Below are 13,720 nucleotides of genomic sequence, written 5' to 3'. Positions count from 1 at the left end.
GTCACCCTCCGATTCCGATCATTGCGAAGATGGGGCCGACCGATCCGACGGCCGTGTACCACATCACCAGTGTTGCCGCGGTGCCGATGATCAGCAACCACGTGGGATATTTGTCGACTCGCAGCAGGCGTGGCCTGAACCAGCCGATGTACATGAAGATCGTCAGGCCGATCGGCAGGATGAGTCCGTTGAATCCGCCGACGAAGACGAGCAGGGTCGCCGGTGCTGTTCCGACGATGAGGTAGATGATGAGGGAGACGGTGATGAAGGCGACCGTGGCCAGCTGCAGCGGCCATCCCTTCCCGAGGCGTGTGGAGAACGCGGACAGGAATGTCGCCGAGGTGTAGGCGGCCCCGATCACCGAGCTCAGTGCCGCGGCCCAGAAGATGGCACCAAAGATGCGCATTCCGGCATCGCCGAGGACGGCGGAGAACGCCTGACCTGCAGGGTTGGCGGCCTGACCGCTGAGGTCGAGGGCGACTCCCGAGGCCACGACGCCGAGGATGGCCAGAAACAGGATATAGCGCATGACGCCGGTGACGAGGATGCCTGTGAGCGCCGAGCGCATCACGGAGGGAGCATGCTCCGGTCCGGTCTTGCCCGAGTCGAGGTAACGGTGGGCTCCCGAGTAGGTGATGTAGCCGCCGACGCTGCCTCCGACGATGGTCGTGATGGTGGCGAAGTTGATGGTGTCGGGCAGGAAGCTCTGCTTGATCGCCTCGCCGACCGGCGGGTCGGAGGCGATCGCGACGATGACGGTGAGGATGATCATTCCGACGCCGAGGATCATAACGACGGTGTCGACGACCTTGCCCGCGCGTTTGAACAGGAAGATTCCGATGGCCAGCACACCGGTGAGCAGACCGCCGAGCTTCGGGTCGATGCCGAGGAGGGCATTGAGTCCCAGACCTCCGCCGGCGATGTTGCCGATGTTGAAGGCCAGACCGCCGATGACGATGAGGATCGACAGGAGGATGCCCGTGCCCGGGATGGCGCTCGAAGCGAGTTGAGCCGCACGCTTGCCCGAGGAGGTGATCATGCGCCAGACGTTGAGCTGAATAGCGATGTCGATGAGGATCGAGATGAAGATGGCGAAGGCGAAGGCCGCGCCCATCTGGGCGGTGAACGTTGCCGTCTGGGTGATGAACCCGGGGCCGATGGCCGAAGTGGCCATGAGGAAGATCGCGCCCAGGATCGCACTGCGGCTGACCTTGACCGAGGACTTCGCCGCCTGGTCATCGGGCGCCTGGTTGTGCGGCGTCTGTTCTTGTGGCTGTGACATGGGGTCTCCAAGTTGCCTGGAATGTGGTCCGCCTGCCGATGCGATAGGGGCCAGCCACGGTGGTGGTCCGCATCACTATCGAAGAAGCGTTAGACAATCTAGCATGGATTGTTCAACAAGAATAGAGCTAGGTCACATTTCAGGACTGAAGCTGTTCTCGCAAATCTGGGCTATTTGTTGCCGCGATCACTAGGATGGAACTGTGAATCACGAATCGTCCCTGGTCAATCGGCTCACCGACCGTCTCATTGCCGGCGAGCTGCGTCCCGGCGCCCGCCTGTCCGAAGCCGCCTTGGCGAAGGAATTCGACGTCTCCCGGAACACATTGCGTGAGGCCTTCCGTGTGTTGGGGGAGCAGGGGCTGGTCAATCACATTCCGCATCGCGGAGTCTCGGTGGCCTCGCCGAACACTTCGGACGTCATCGATATCTACCGGGTGCGGCGACACATCGAATGCTCTGTGCTCGAGAACGCTCCGAAGAACCACCCGGGCGCCGAGGAGATGCGCCGGGCCGTCGAGGCTGCGCACACGGCTGCGGCCGCCGATGATTGGTTGCAGGTGGGGACACTGAATATGTCCTTCCACAATGCCGTGGTCTCATTGTCGGACAGCTCGCGCCTGATGCGCTCATTCGGGAATGTGCTGGCCGAGCTGCGCCTGGCCTTCCTCAAAGTCGAGGTCCTCGACTTTCTTCATGCGCCGTTCGTCGAACGCAATCAAGAGGTCCTCGACGCCTACCTCAATGAGAGCCCGAGGGCGGCGGCGGCGAAGCTCGGTGCCTACCTCGGTGACTCCGAACGTCAGGTCCTCGGCGCATATGCGCGCGCAGGCCAGGCCTGAGCGCGCGGATCTCGGCACAGGGGCCGTTGAGGCCCGACTGCTAGACTGAGAGCGACGTGTTTGTGCAAATTGCATACGCCCATGTCGGCCCAGAGCCTGCATGTCTAACGGCAGATCAGACAGTGGTCGATCTGCAAGGAGTGCGCAATGAAGTATGCACCATATCTCTGTCCCGACTGCTACGGCCGTCTCATCGACACAGCCGCTGCTGCGGAACCCGGTGACGGAGCCAACTTGAACCCCATGCTTGAGTGCGCAGACGGCTGCGGCGTTTCGGAGAATGCTCTGAAGCCGTATAGAACCCGAATGAATGGCAGGGCCCGAGCAGCAGGCAGGGCACCGGTCCGACCTGCAGCTAAGATACCGGCTCGGCGCCAGCGCTAGCGGCTACACTCGAGCGGCTGCGTGCCACAGGAGACAAACAAGAAACCGCCGTTCGGATGTTCCGAACGGCGGCTTCTTGGCTGTGGTGCACCCCCCGGGACTTGAACCCGGAACCCACTGATTAAGAGTCAGTTGCTCTACCAATTGAGCTAGAGGTGCGAGCTGCGCTTGTCGCGCAACGAGAATTAATATTACTCAGGTTGCCAGGGTTCTTGCAAACTGAGAACCACTCATTTGAGGTTTTGTGAGGTAGCTCGCATACCTGCAGGTCAGAGGTACATCCCGGATCTCGATTGTTCCGGTGGCTCCGAGATCGCGTGAATGTCGCGCTCACGCAGGAGCACGTACGCGTTCCCCTCGAGCTCCACCTCGGCGAGCTCCTCAGGATCGTAGAGGACGGTATCGCCGAGGTTGGCCTGCCGAACGTGTGGGCCGGCCGCGACGACCTTGCCCCACACGAGACGCTTCCCCATGCTGGCGGTTGCTGGGATGACGATCCCGGCCGAGGATTTGCGCTCCCCGGCCTCTTCGCCCGGATCCAGAAGGAGCCGGTCGTGCAGCATGCGGATGGGCAGGCTGGCTTCAGCCACGCTTGCTGCGGCCGGAGACGCCCACGATCAGTGCGGCCACGCCGAGGACGACGCCGACGCCGAGTGCAACTGCTTCGGGCTTGACCGAGCCTGAGTCCTCGTCGACGACGGTGTACTTTGCCTTGTTCGTGGCGCGAGTGGCCAGCACCTTCGGGTGGACACGGCCCACAAGTTCATCGATGTTGTCCGCGATGCGCTCTTCGCGCAGGCGAATCGATTCCGCCAGCTGGCTGGGTGACGCTGAGTCGACGGTCACATCTGAGGTGTAGACATTGTCAGTCATCGGGGCAGGTCCTCCGGGTCGAGAATACATTCATGCACGTGACGGGGTGCCAGCGTGCCTCGTGTCAAGCTTAACCGCTTGATTCTCCCAGTGTCAGATATTGACCGCGGAGAGCCTGAAAGTCACCACTTCAACCTTCGCGTCCTCGGGCATGGTCGGATAGTGATCGCGCAGATTGGCGATATAGCCGGCGACGCTCGACCCGGTCTTCAGCTGGAGGATCTGTGGTGTCAGCTCGCTCAATCGATGAGTGTGCACCGCGGTGATGTCGATGGGCAGTGGGCCGTGGTCGGTGTGCTCGAAGTAGGCCAGGGCGGGACCTGTTGTGTGGGATTCGCCCCAGCGCACAGTCAGGGTCTTCTTCGCCGAGGTGGTCGCTTCGTAATACCGAGGATGAAACCTCAGGAGGCGCTGGGGCGCCGAATCCGGTTGACGGTAGTAATGGGGGAGGAGCGCGGAGATCGGAGCGATATCGGCAGACGCCGTAGAGCCCGATCCGGGGATGGCGACGAGGGCGTCGGGGTGCAGGTCGAGAATGACCTGACGGCACCGGCCACAGGGTGACAGGAGTCCCCGACCGCCATCGCCGGCCGCCGCGATTGTGACGAGGGGTCCTGCTTCGGCCGCTGCCGCAGTGCCGATGGCGACGAGCTCGGCGCAGGGACCACCGGTGAAGTGGTGGACGTTGACGCCGGTATGGATGCGACCGTGGGTGTCCATGACGGCCGCGGCCACCGTGTGGTTCTCATTGGTGCCCAGCCTGGCTGCCAGAGATTCGGCGACGGCGACGACCTGGAATTCAGAATCGTAGAGGTCCATGCTGCGATCTTAGGGCAGCAACAGGCCTGAGAACCGGTCTTCGGTGAAGACGGTTCGGGTCTGAGACGGCTCAGTTCTGCTTGTTGCGGCGTCCGACGAGCCAGATGATGAAGCCGACTGCGGCCATGCCGGAGGCTGCCAGGATGAAGACCGGCCACGAGCTCGCGATCGTTGACACAATCGACTCACCGAAGGAGGTAGATGGCGGTTTGTCGCTGCGCGGCTCCGGTGTGTCGCCTCCGGTGATGAGGTCAGTGTCATCATCGGGCGCCGGTGTATCGGGGTTCTGTGGGACGGGATCCGAATAGTCAGGAGGAGGGGACTCGCCGTTCCCTGGCATCCAATCGTCGCCGACGTCTCCAGGGATCTCATCGCGTGTATCGGAGGAACCGTTGCCGGTCTCAGGATCAGGGGTGGTGTCCTTACCGTCTGGTCCTCTGCCGCCCGAGGTTGTTCCGGAGCCGTTCTTGTCGGCTGAGTCTTTGTCGTCCTTGCCGCCGTCTTTGTTCGAGCTGCCGTCGTTATCGGCATCTCCTACGCTGTCGGACTTGCCGGAATCAGAGTCGGAGTCGGATCCGTCCGAGGATGACGAGGAGTTCGAATCAGAGTTCTTCTTGGAAGAGTCAGCGTCTGACGATGACGAAGCGTCGGCGTCTTTCGAATCAGCTTTCGCGGAGTCCGAGGATTTGGAGTCAGAGGAGGCCTTCGACGAGGAATTGCTGTCCGAGTCAGATGGGGTGTTGCCGTCTGCGGAGCTGGACGAATTCGCCTTATTGCCATTCTTCGAGGCTGTGGCGTCCTTCGAGTCTGCGTCGGAGTTCGCGCCGTCAGCGCCGGTATCGGAGCTGGCCGTGTTGTCTGTGTCTTCAGAGGCCCCGGCATTGTCACTAGCCATGCCGCCAGTGTTGTCATCGGTTCCGTTGCTTCCAGCATCATCATCGGGATCTGGAGGATACGTCTCGCCGTCTTCTACGGTGATGTCCTCTCCATCTGAAGTGAAGGTCCACGCCGGTTCGGGAGCGTCTTCGAATTCCTCGAACTTCATCGGCGCTTTGCTCGGATCCTCGGCGTCTATTACATATCCCTCATCGTTAAACGAGTACTTATCGGGTGCGGCAGCGGCAGTAGCATCCGGAAGAGGATTTCCGCTGTCGTCCGTACCGGCGTTTGACTCGGCGCCAGTAGCCGTCGAATCGGAAGAACCGTTCGAGCCACTACCGTTTTGGGTAGGCCAGCGTATGGCGCTTTCATCCTTGGGAGGACCATCGAATTCCGCGCCCACCCAGCTCTTCGGCATGCTTCCGGAATTATTATCCGGCGTCTTTAGCTTAAGAGTCTTCTTTTCTTGTTTGGGGTCCTGCTTGCCGTCACCCCAGGTCGCTACCAACGACTCAGCAGTCTTACATGGAGGGTCACCGTCGGTGAATTCTTTTGGGGGGTCGCAGGCCTCATCTTTGGCCTCGTCGTCGTTGTCGTCGGGCTCGTCGGACTCCTTGGGGCCGTTGACGTTGCCATCATCCGCTGCAGGTTCAGCATTCTTACCGCCGGTTGAGTCTCCAGCCTCCGTGCCGTCGTTCCCAGGCGTGGAAGTACTTGTTTCCGCCTCGGCAGAATTCGTGAGGCTCGCGTGCGCAGGAGCAATTGTGCCGGCGAAGGGGAGGAATATCAGGGCAAGCGCAGTGCCGAGGGCGGCCGCTGTGCGGCTGAACTCGTGTGTAGCTGGCACTGTGTTCCTTCGCGGTGGGGACTCCGGCATCAAACGTACAAGGGGACATGGCAGACAGGCACGTCGCTGTCCATCCTAATGGCTACGCCAAGGGTGAGAAAGTCATAGCCTATTTTTCGCTCGTGTCGGACGTCTTCTCATAAGCGCGAATCGTCGAATCTTTCCCGTCGACGATGGCCGTGCCGCCGTTGTCGGTCAGCGCCAACAGGTTCGTATCTGTGCGATAGGCGTGCTTGCCTGCCAGCAGGCAGGAGTCGTCGTTGTCGACGGTGCAGGGGACGATTGTGCCGCGCGGTTCCGACAGGTGGATGTCTTTGCTGGAGGTGTCCATGAGCAGCAGTCCGCTTTCCAGGTCGAAGAGGTACGGGCCGATGTAGGCACGTTTCCCGCCCTGGCCGCGCACCCATGACATCTCGCCGACGATGTCGGTCGTCGTGGTCACGGTCGACAGGATCGAACCGTCTTCCAGGGAATGGACGACGAGCTGAATGCGGTGACCGGAGTTTGTCGATGCTCCCTGCTCGCCCCACAGTGTGACCGCTTTGCCGTGGCCGGCGGAGACCCATTTGATGATTTGGAGTTCATCAGAGGGTGTTTCGAGCTTGACGGACCGTTCGTCACCGGACTTGATGTTCTTCGCCTTCACCGGCCCGTTCCAGTCGGAACTGATGAGCTCGTCGTTCTCGATCGCCATCGGCGTTGATCCTGATTCGGGAGTCGGAACATTCACGAGTCCATCGACGCCGAACGTGGACAGGCGATTGCCCGACTTGATGAGGACACTCTTGCCCGCCGATGTGATTCGAGCTTTCTCCGGCAGCTGGTAGGTCTTGGTCTTCTTCTCGCCGTCGATGAGTGCCTCAGCCGTGTTGCCGGCTTGCCACAGCAGTGCGGGTTTGCCGTCGATGGTCGTGTCGACGGCGAAGGTCGGGGCTTGGCTGGTCTTTCCCGAGTAGCGGGTCTTGCCCGTCGCGGAGTCGAGTACTTCGAGCTTGCCGCCGTCGACGACGAGCACACCACGATCGGAGGCGGTCACCGAGGCGTCCTTGGGGATCTTCGTTTCCCACTTCGGGGAGTTGTCGAAGCCGGGGACGACGTCTTCGGTTTTGTCGACCGAGAGTTCGGAGGCCGGGTTGATCTGCTCTTCCGATTCGATCGTCTGCGGTGAATCCTGGGAGCCGGCGGGGACGATGTTCGGGATCACGAACGCCCCGATCATCAGGATCACGATGCCGATGAGCACGAGGCCGGGCACGGTGATCTTCTTCAGCCGCTGCGGTCGACTGTGCTGAGAGCGCTTGTGGTGCGGGGCATGCTTACGCACCCGTGTGCGCTTGACTCTCGGAGCGTTGGGAGCGGCCGGCCCGGAGAAGGGGGTGCCCAGGGGATAGTCGTCCCCGTCGTCTGCCTCGGCATCGGGCTGGTTCTGAAGTGACGTCTGCGAGTCGGCAGAGGTGGTGTCCATCGCCGAGGTGGTCGTGGCCTCATCTGCTGATGTGTCCCCGTTCATCGCGGCAGGTGCCGCGGAGGCAGAAGATTCCGGAGGGGACTCGGGAGGCGAGGTCGGTGATGCGGACGCAGCGGGGGTGATCTTGCCGGTCTCGTCTAAGAGGACGTCGACTTCCTGCTTGCCATCGTCGATGGTCACAGGCACTTGGGTCGCAGTTTCCCTGGCGTAGTCGCCAAGGTAGGTCATGGCCTGTCCTGTGTCAGAGTAGCGACTCGTCGCCCCGTTGAGGGTGAGATAGGTGAACCCGTCTTGAGAGACGGAGATCAGCGCACGAGCCATGTACAGGGTTCCTTGAACGATATTGAGGGTGGGACCGTGACAATACTAATGAATCCGAACGGGTGCTCCTACCGTTTTTCCGAAACCGTTATACATCGCTACTGAATCGTTGCACGTCAGGAGATCTGTGTCTCATTGTGCACCATATGCGCTGTGAGTTTGCCCGGGTGCCTCAGTGAGGTTAGGATGTATCTTGCTGTCTGCGCCTCGGTGCAGCGCGTGTGGTGGGTATAGCTCAGCTGGTAGAGCGCCGCGTTGTGGTCGCGGATGTCGCGGGTTCAAGTCCCGTTACTCACCCCGATGAAATTGCCCCGCGATCCTCTAGAAATAGCGGATCGCGGGGCTTTTCTTATTCCCCGACATTGCTTCTGCCCAAGTTTCATTTCGCGGGCACGGTTCAGCGCCTCGGCAACGACGGTCAGATCCTCGTCCCACAAATCTGCATACGTGTCCAAGGTCATCGCGGCTGAGGCGTGGCCCAGCATCCGTTGGATCGCCTTCACGTTCGCCCCGGACTGCACGGCTAAGGATGCCGCCGTGTGCCGGAAGTCGTGAGGCGTGATCGAGGCGGGCACGCCGGCCGATTCTTTCCCTCGCTTGAACCACCGTTCGCGCGATCGGGCGTGTCGCAGGAACCCTCCCCGTGGCGCCGGGAACAGAAGGTCATCCGGCCCCTTGCCCTCGACCTGATCAGCCATGAGATCATCGAGGAAGGCCGGGTATTCGACCTCTCGCAACTCGTGCGTCTTCGGGGTTTGCACGTGGTGCTTTCCCTTCACGTATACGGCGTTCTCGACGATGCGTAGGCGCCGGCGTCCAGTGTCGGTTCGGGCGATCGTTGATCCGGCCATCTCGCCCCAGCGCAGGCCCGTGTAGCAGGCCGTGTAGACCAGGCAGTCGCGCCCGTTCGACCCCTCGGCGAACTTCGCCACCTGCTCATGCGTCATATAGATATGCTCGGTCCTCCGGCGCTTCGGGAGGTTGTCGAGGTCAGCGGCAGGATTGACAGGTATGAGGCGGTCGCGCATTGCGTCACCCAGGATCCCGAGCAGGGCACCATGGGCACGAAGCACGACTGTCGGGGAGCGGGTCTTCGACATGGCTGCCACCCAGTCAGCGACGGCGGTGCGTTTCACATCTGCAACTCGCACGTTCTGCCACACGGGAAGCACGTGAATCCGCAGCGCCTGCTCGAGTCCGGTGCTTGTGGTGATCTTGAGGTGGGACTGTCGTGCCCGCCATGGTTCTGCAAGCTCGCCGACTGTTACCTTCCCCTGGGTCGGGTCAATGTAGGTGCCTTCGAGTTTGGAGACCTCGACCGTGTTGAGAAAGATCTGAGCCTCCCGCTTTGTCTTGAATCCACGTCGGTCCGTGTGCTTCCGGTCTGGCTTGACGTACCTGACCCGGTACCTGCGACCTTTTTTGGTCTCGTAGTGTTCAATACTGGCCATGGTCTATCCGTTCCGCGCTTGTCCGATCAGTCGGAGCAGCACCTTCTCGTGAGGATGCAAGAACCGCAGCCGGTCTTCGAGCACCTCGGGTATGACATTGAGCTCGTCGGCAGTTTCATGGGCTGTGTGTGCCCACCGGAAGACGTCGACGAGAGCATCCCAGTCGATGAGTTTCCTGGCGGTCAGTCGGCGTGCCGCGGCCTCTTCTTTTGGGTCGTCACAGTTCGTGTGCCCTGACCGACAACCCGGCTACGAAGCGCACCACGTGCTCATCGAAGACGGCGCGGAAGATCGCAAAAGCTCTCAAGGTACCAGCCGACCGTATTTTTTTGTTCGAACTGTGTACTGTGACGCGAGCAGAGTGCACTCATGAACTGGCACGACAAGGTTCCGAAGCCCACGAACTACGACCAGATGGTCAAAGCGTTCGAGAAGATCGCCCACGACCTGCGCGCCCAGGGCATCGACCCCACGAACGAAGACATCCTCAAGGAGAACGCCAGACGAACCCGAGAGGCCGACGCACGCAGGAGGAACGCGGCATGAGCATCATCGACGAGATTCTCGCATCGGGTCGGTACACGGGCAGGCGCGGACGGGAATGGTGGACGCCGTGGGACAAGCCGCCCGGCGAACCACGCTATTGGGTGTCCGGCCTGCCAGGCGGGGATGACCGAATCATCGATCATGCAGAGATGCGCCTGTTGATCGAACGCGACATGCACAGGGGCGAATGCCGGGGGATGGTCAGTTGCCCCGACCATCCAGTGCCACGTGTCCTCGCCAACGAAGGGTGGGGACTCGGTGACGGCGTAGAGTTCTTCGCGATCCCGCCCCACGGATATTGCCGGGCCGGAGACTTCCACCGCACCCTCCCCGAAGCCATGGACGCTGCCCGAGCATTGGCGGTCGAATCATGATCCCGCTCATCATCACCGCCACGATCATCCCCGCCGCCGTCTGGGCCGCCGTAGCCCTCGAACCACACGTGGAGTCATGGGCGACACGAAGATGGCTGGAAGAGGCGCACAGGGCCTCCGGTGGAACCTCAAACACCGACAATCCCAAACCCGAACCTCACGCAACCTCACCAAACGTTGGAGCCGAAACCGAACCTCACCAACCGCGTGTCAGGACTGGGAAAAGTCCCGAAGGTGAGGACAAGCTACGACCATGAGAAAGACATGTGACCGCAGCCAAGACGTGATGGCCCTGCGGCGTCGACAGTCGTTAGAGGTTCAGTTCCTCGGCGACCTCGGCGGGCATGACTACGATCGTAATGCCCGCTATGCCCATGACGACCCCGACGAACTTTTCGCCGGCGTCGATGGGCTTCGCGAGACGCCGAGCAAACCCCCGGTTGACGTAACCGTAGATGTGTTTCGAACTGGGGCGGGCGACAGCAATCGCGTTGGGATCGTACTTGTTCTTAGGCTCCCTGCGAAGGTCAATATGATCGCCAACTTTCAGCCGTGCGGCGGGGTAGTTTTTCCACCCTCGAACGTTCAGGTAGAAGATTCCGAGTCTTGCCAGCGCCAGGTTGCCGGGGGAGGGCTGCTTACCAGACTCTTCACTCACGAATCGGAACTCACCCTCGCGGCGCTCAATTCGGAAGGCGAGTGTTCCAGTGGGGTCACGAACCAGTTCGGAATCAGCTTCTTCTTTCGAGAGCCACGTTTCGCTGATCGAAGTGCTGCTATTGGTCTGATCGGAGATGTCCGGTGCAACGGTGTCGGTGTCGACGGGCTGTTGAGGACTCGATGGCGCGAGGAATTTCGCCGCCAACCAGCATATGAGGGCAATGCCCAGAAGGATGCCGACTACTACCCACATGAGGAGACCTCCGTGTCTACCGTTTCCAGAACTTTAACCGAAGAGTCTCGGGAGCAGAAGCAATGAACTGGGACGAGAAGGCAGCAGCGAGAGCTTACGAACGCGCCGTAAGCGACGAGCAAGGAAGTTGGTTCGAGGAAGGGGCGGCATGGCAACGATCCGCCCTGGAAACGCCAGAATCAGTAGACAGAGCGGCTGAAGCGATCTGGGAACGCAACCACGGGCCCGCAGAGAAGCCCGTCACCTGGGAAACGACGCTCGAAGAAATTCGGGAATTATGGCGAGAAGACGCCCGTGCAGTAATTGCCGCACTGAACCAGGGGAAATGGTGACCATAAACGACTACAACACCCGCCGCTACGGGCCCGGCACGAACCGCCACTGGTGGGGCATCGCGCACCGACGCTGGCTGCTCAACAGTGGACGATACGTGCGGTCAGGGGAACAACGCAGCGCACGAGCAGGGATGCCGGCAGGATTCAGGATGATCGGTGAACATGGCCCCGAACTGGTCAACTTTCGACCCCACCATCGTGGCTCCGCGATCGGCATGGGAGACCAGCACTGGCCAGGACGCGGGTGCGAATGAAACGCCTACTGCGTCGCTTGTTCAAGCAGAAGCACGCCAATGGCGGTCACATTGGCAACCCGGCGGAGGACGACAGCATCCCGATCGTCCTCCGCGAGAGATAGAATTCGGGTATGCGTCTGGCGAATATACGACAATATATTTTCTCAAAACACTGTCATCCGATCAGTGCCTGGAGCCGGCTAATTACGACCCCATTGCTCCTAGTGCCCGCGTGGAAACGTGACCCTTTGCAGACCGCAGGGGTGGCAGCGTGGTTCGCTGTGAACCCTGTTATGACTCCCGCGCCAAAACATCACCGTGCCTTTGCAACACGAGCGATGCTTGGAGAGGAACTATGGTCAGCTGAGCCTGCCAGCGATCGCACACTCATCGGTATCAACGCCGTGGGCACGATCGTTTTGGGGACTGCGATGATCGCGGCGTGGAAGCGCCGTCCTGTACCCGCTGCGATCGCGATCGCTTCATCGATGGTGATGACACTTGTCTCGTGGCAACGATATGCGGCGATATTCGACCGTCAGAGCTGAGACTGCCTTTCAGGACTCAGGTGATTGGTGATCGACCTTTCGTCACTAAACCCTGCATCAGTCCCCAAGACCAGCGGCCCGACGCAGGACCCAAATACGGGTGGAAGGTCATCTGGGAGGCTGGGCCGGAACTGGTGAACCTAAGTATCGTCCACCCGAAAGACCCAGGCCGTTAGTAGTCGTAACGTCTGTAGTAAGGTCCCGGGTATGGACGAACTGCAAGACGCGAAATTCCGTGGATCCACAGTAACAACCACCCCCGAAGCTATCGTCATCACGCACGGGCGGATGCGAAGGCTCGGCGGATCAACACCAGGTGTCACGATCGCGTTCGATCAGATCATTCAAGTTAGCGACGAGAAGCCTAAAGGCGGCAAACCCGGAACATACGAGATCATCACCCGCGGGTACGCTCCCACCGGCGCTGGCCGGCCACATGAGATCTGGTACACCAGCAGGCAGCAGAAGGAGATCCAGCGCCTGTCCAAGCTAATCACCGCTAGAGGGGCAGCAGGCAATGACGAAGTAGCCGCTTCAGGTTCGTCGGCTCCAGTCTCATTCACTTCAGTCCGGATTCCAGACGGGCCAGTAGCTTTCAACGGCTGGAAAGTCGACGGACGGAAACTCCGCGGAGAGGGTCAAGAGTTCGACCTCATAGGAGCAAAGGTCGAATTTGAAGCTGGCGCAAACGCCGGCAGTCGGATCACAGCTGCCCGAGTCGTGACAGGCGGTGTACTGTTCGGCCCTATCGGAGCTGTTGCTGGTGGACTGTTGCGAAAGAACCGAAATAAGGTCTATATCGTAATCTCCTTCACCGACGGATCTACCGGCCTCATCGAAGCGCCAGCGAAGAAGGAAACAGACGCCCGGAAGTTCGCGAACCACTTGAAGAGTGTCGCCAACAGTCTTTCGAGTTAGGGCACGGCTCCCGTAGGAGGCACCGTGTGACTATTGGGAGCGTAGTAGTTCAGGCGAGGTGGAAGAGTAGGAAGCGCAGTGGTCGCGGCACTGATCCGATATCCAAAGTGGCAGTCGTGCCACGACACTGTCGCAAGGAGCCGAACTCATGAGCAGCGATCCAGTAGAGGGTGCTACCGACGACGAGAGGCGAGAACACCTCAAGAATGCCGACGAAGACATCAAGAATTGCGCCGGGAAGAAGTTTTCGATCCGGGTCTCAAGCTATGGAAGGATTCTTAGATCCTGGCATGGATTCGCAATACAATTCCTAGCACTTTTAGATCATTGTGAATCTGACGATCAAGCTTCTTCAGAGCTAGCGAGAAATGTCGGAGATCTGTCGGTGCAAGACCAGCTGATCATTGCATTGGACCAGTCGATCCTTGCATACACATCTGGGTTGTGTGCTGTCGTCGAGCAAGGGCGCATTATTGAGCAGAAGTACTTGAGCGATGATCACATTGAAGAGTCGAAGAGGCGAAATGAAGAGATTAAGAACAACCATCCGTACGGGCTTGATTGGGCCCCTGTTAGCAGTCCAGCGGCTATGCGATAGCTAATTGGTTCTCTGCACTCCAGCGTTCCCAGCATCTCGACGGTGTTAATCCGTCGAGGGATCCGTGGGGCCGTTCATGATTATAGA

General features: G+C 60.3%; 16 protein-coding genes and 2 tRNA genes. 9 read left to right on the top strand and 9 right to left on the bottom strand.

Features of this window, described 5'->3' with window-relative positions:
* Position 1 precedes the first annotated feature (1 nt).
* Positions 2-1,282 carry an NRAMP family divalent metal transporter gene (locus BSP239C_RS11330; RefSeq protein ID WP_101572917.1) on the bottom strand — a complete coding sequence of 427 codons (1,281 nt, stop codon included), beginning with the start codon at positions 1,280-1,282 and terminating at the stop codon, positions 2-4.
* A gap of 202 nt (positions 1,283-1,484) precedes the next feature.
* On the opposite strand from BSP239C_RS11330, the gene BSP239C_RS11325 reads away from it, so the two are divergent.
* A complete protein-coding gene (locus BSP239C_RS11325; RefSeq protein ID WP_101572916.1) occupies positions 1,485-2,123 on the top strand; it encodes a GntR family transcriptional regulator in 639 nt (212 codons plus the stop codon).
* 467 nt (positions 2,124-2,590) lie between these two features.
* On the opposite strand, the gene BSP239C_RS11320 is transcribed toward BSP239C_RS11325, so the two are convergent.
* The 6 genes from BSP239C_RS11320 to BSP239C_RS11295 all read right to left on the bottom strand — a co-directional run bounded on the left by BSP239C_RS11320 (position 2,591) and on the right by BSP239C_RS11295 (position 7,714).
* A tRNA-Lys gene (locus tag BSP239C_RS11320) sits at positions 2,591-2,666 on the bottom strand.
* A gap of 110 nt (positions 2,667-2,776) precedes the next feature.
* Complete coding sequence (locus BSP239C_RS11315) at positions 2,777-3,097, bottom strand: co-chaperone GroES (protein WP_101572915.1); 321 nt, start codon at positions 3,095-3,097, stop codon at positions 2,777-2,779.
* Positions 3,090-3,380 carry a DUF3618 domain-containing protein gene (locus BSP239C_RS11310; RefSeq protein WP_101572914.1) on the bottom strand — a complete coding sequence of 97 codons (291 nt, stop codon included), beginning with the start codon at positions 3,378-3,380 and terminating at the stop codon, positions 3,090-3,092. The genes BSP239C_RS11315 and BSP239C_RS11310 overlap by 8 nt, the downstream gene beginning before the upstream one ends.
* A 93-nt stretch (positions 3,381-3,473) precedes the next feature.
* On the bottom strand, positions 3,474-4,199 hold the full coding sequence (locus BSP239C_RS11305) for an ASCH domain-containing protein (protein ID WP_101572912.1): 726 nt from the start codon (positions 4,197-4,199) through the stop codon (positions 3,474-3,476).
* 70 nt (positions 4,200-4,269) lie between these two features.
* The gene (locus BSP239C_RS11300; protein ID WP_101572910.1) at positions 4,270-5,925 is read right to left on the bottom strand and encodes a hypothetical protein; all 1,656 of its coding nucleotides are present in this window, start codon (positions 5,923-5,925) and stop codon (positions 4,270-4,272) included.
* Between the two features lie 109 nt (positions 5,926-6,034).
* Positions 6,035-7,714: a hypothetical protein gene (locus BSP239C_RS11295; RefSeq protein WP_101572908.1), complete on the bottom strand. Its 1,680-nt coding sequence runs from the start codon at positions 7,712-7,714 to the stop codon at positions 6,035-6,037.
* 224 nt (positions 7,715-7,938) lie between these two features.
* On the opposite strand from BSP239C_RS11295, the gene BSP239C_RS11290 reads away from it, so the two are divergent.
* Positions 7,939-8,011 (top strand) — tRNA-His (locus BSP239C_RS11290).
* Here the strand turns inward: BSP239C_RS11290 and BSP239C_RS11285 are convergent.
* Positions 7,993-9,165, bottom strand: coding sequence for a site-specific integrase (locus BSP239C_RS11285; RefSeq protein WP_101572906.1), 1,173 nt, complete (start codon positions 9,163-9,165; stop codon positions 7,993-7,995). The two genes, BSP239C_RS11290 and BSP239C_RS11285, sit on opposite strands and share 19 nt — an antisense overlap.
* A 48-nt stretch (positions 9,166-9,213) precedes the next feature.
* Between BSP239C_RS11285 and BSP239C_RS20730 the strand changes: the two genes are divergently transcribed.
* From BSP239C_RS20730 to BSP239C_RS11275, 3 genes are all read left to right on the top strand, one after another.
* Positions 9,214-9,402, top strand: a complete 189-nt coding sequence (locus BSP239C_RS20730; protein WP_180958989.1) for a hypothetical protein — start codon at positions 9,214-9,216, stop codon at positions 9,400-9,402.
* A 132-nt stretch (positions 9,403-9,534) separates the two neighbouring features.
* Positions 9,535-9,711, top strand: coding sequence for a hypothetical protein (locus BSP239C_RS20725; RefSeq protein ID WP_180958988.1), 177 nt, complete (start codon positions 9,535-9,537; stop codon positions 9,709-9,711).
* A complete protein-coding gene (locus BSP239C_RS11275) occupies positions 9,708-10,085 on the top strand; it encodes a hypothetical protein (protein ID WP_101572902.1) in 378 nt (125 codons plus the stop codon). The genes BSP239C_RS20725 and BSP239C_RS11275 overlap by 4 nt, the downstream gene beginning before the upstream one ends.
* 310 nt (positions 10,086-10,395) lie before the next feature.
* On the opposite strand, the gene BSP239C_RS11265 is transcribed toward BSP239C_RS11275, so the two are convergent.
* On the bottom strand, positions 10,396-10,998 hold the full coding sequence (locus tag BSP239C_RS11265) for an HIRAN domain-containing protein (RefSeq protein ID WP_101572898.1): 603 nt from the start codon (positions 10,996-10,998) through the stop codon (positions 10,396-10,398).
* Positions 10,999-11,060: 62 nt separating this feature from the next.
* Here BSP239C_RS11265 and BSP239C_RS11260 point away from each other — a divergent pair, with 62 nt between their 5' ends.
* From BSP239C_RS11260 to BSP239C_RS11240, 4 genes are all read left to right on the top strand, one after another.
* Entirely contained in the window at positions 11,061-11,330 is a 270-nt protein-coding gene (locus BSP239C_RS11260) for a hypothetical protein (protein ID WP_101572896.1), read from the top strand.
* Between the two features lie 370 nt (positions 11,331-11,700).
* Complete coding sequence (locus BSP239C_RS20475) at positions 11,701-12,117, top strand: DUF6653 family protein (protein WP_145997439.1); 417 nt, start codon at positions 11,701-11,703, stop codon at positions 12,115-12,117.
* Positions 12,118-12,324: 207 nt separating this feature from the next.
* Entirely contained in the window at positions 12,325-13,035 is a 711-nt protein-coding gene (locus tag BSP239C_RS11245; protein WP_101572891.1) for a hypothetical protein, read from the top strand.
* A gap of 148 nt (positions 13,036-13,183) precedes the next feature.
* Positions 13,184-13,633 carry a hypothetical protein gene (locus tag BSP239C_RS11240; RefSeq protein ID WP_101572890.1) on the top strand — a complete coding sequence of 150 codons (450 nt, stop codon included), beginning with the start codon at positions 13,184-13,186 and terminating at the stop codon, positions 13,631-13,633.
* The last annotated feature ends 87 nt before the right edge of the window (positions 13,634-13,720 follow it).

This window comes from Brevibacterium sp. 239c (assembly GCF_900169365.1).
Lineage (GTDB): Bacteria > Actinomycetota > Actinomycetes > Actinomycetales > Brevibacteriaceae > Brevibacterium.
This window is presented reverse-complemented; position numbering and strand designations above follow the sequence as displayed.

Bases quoted from the DNA above. Each gene is read 5' to 3' on its own strand.
- BSP239C_RS11330 (WP_101572917.1), bottom strand. From the start codon at position 1,282: ATGTCACAGCCACAAGAACAGACGCCGCACAACCAGGCGCCCGATGAC.
- BSP239C_RS11310 (WP_101572914.1), bottom strand. From the start codon at position 3,380: ATGACTGACAATGTCTACACCTCAGATGTGACCGTCGACTCAGCGTCA.
- BSP239C_RS11305 (WP_101572912.1), bottom strand. From the start codon at position 4,199: ATGGACCTCTACGATTCTGAATTCCAGGTCGTCGCCGTCGCCGAATCT.
- BSP239C_RS11295 (WP_101572908.1), bottom strand. From the start codon at position 7,714: ATGGCTCGTGCGCTGATCTCCGTCTCTCAAGACGGGTTCACCTATCTC.
- BSP239C_RS11285 (WP_101572906.1), bottom strand. From the start codon at position 9,165: ATGGCCAGTATTGAACACTACGAGACCAAAAAAGGTCGCAGGTACCGG.
- BSP239C_RS20725 (WP_180958988.1), top strand. From the start codon at position 9,535: ATGAACTGGCACGACAAGGTTCCGAAGCCCACGAACTACGACCAGATG.
- BSP239C_RS11275 (WP_101572902.1), top strand. From the start codon at position 9,708: ATGAGCATCATCGACGAGATTCTCGCATCGGGTCGGTACACGGGCAGG.
- BSP239C_RS11265 (WP_101572898.1), bottom strand. From the start codon at position 10,998: ATGTGGGTAGTAGTCGGCATCCTTCTGGGCATTGCCCTCATATGCTGG.
- BSP239C_RS11260 (WP_101572896.1), top strand. From the start codon at position 11,061: ATGAACTGGGACGAGAAGGCAGCAGCGAGAGCTTACGAACGCGCCGTA.
- BSP239C_RS20475 (WP_145997439.1), top strand. From the start codon at position 11,701: ATGCGTCTGGCGAATATACGACAATATATTTTCTCAAAACACTGTCAT.
- BSP239C_RS11245 (WP_101572891.1), top strand. From the start codon at position 12,325: ATGGACGAACTGCAAGACGCGAAATTCCGTGGATCCACAGTAACAACC.
- BSP239C_RS11240 (WP_101572890.1), top strand. From the start codon at position 13,184: ATGAGCAGCGATCCAGTAGAGGGTGCTACCGACGACGAGAGGCGAGAA.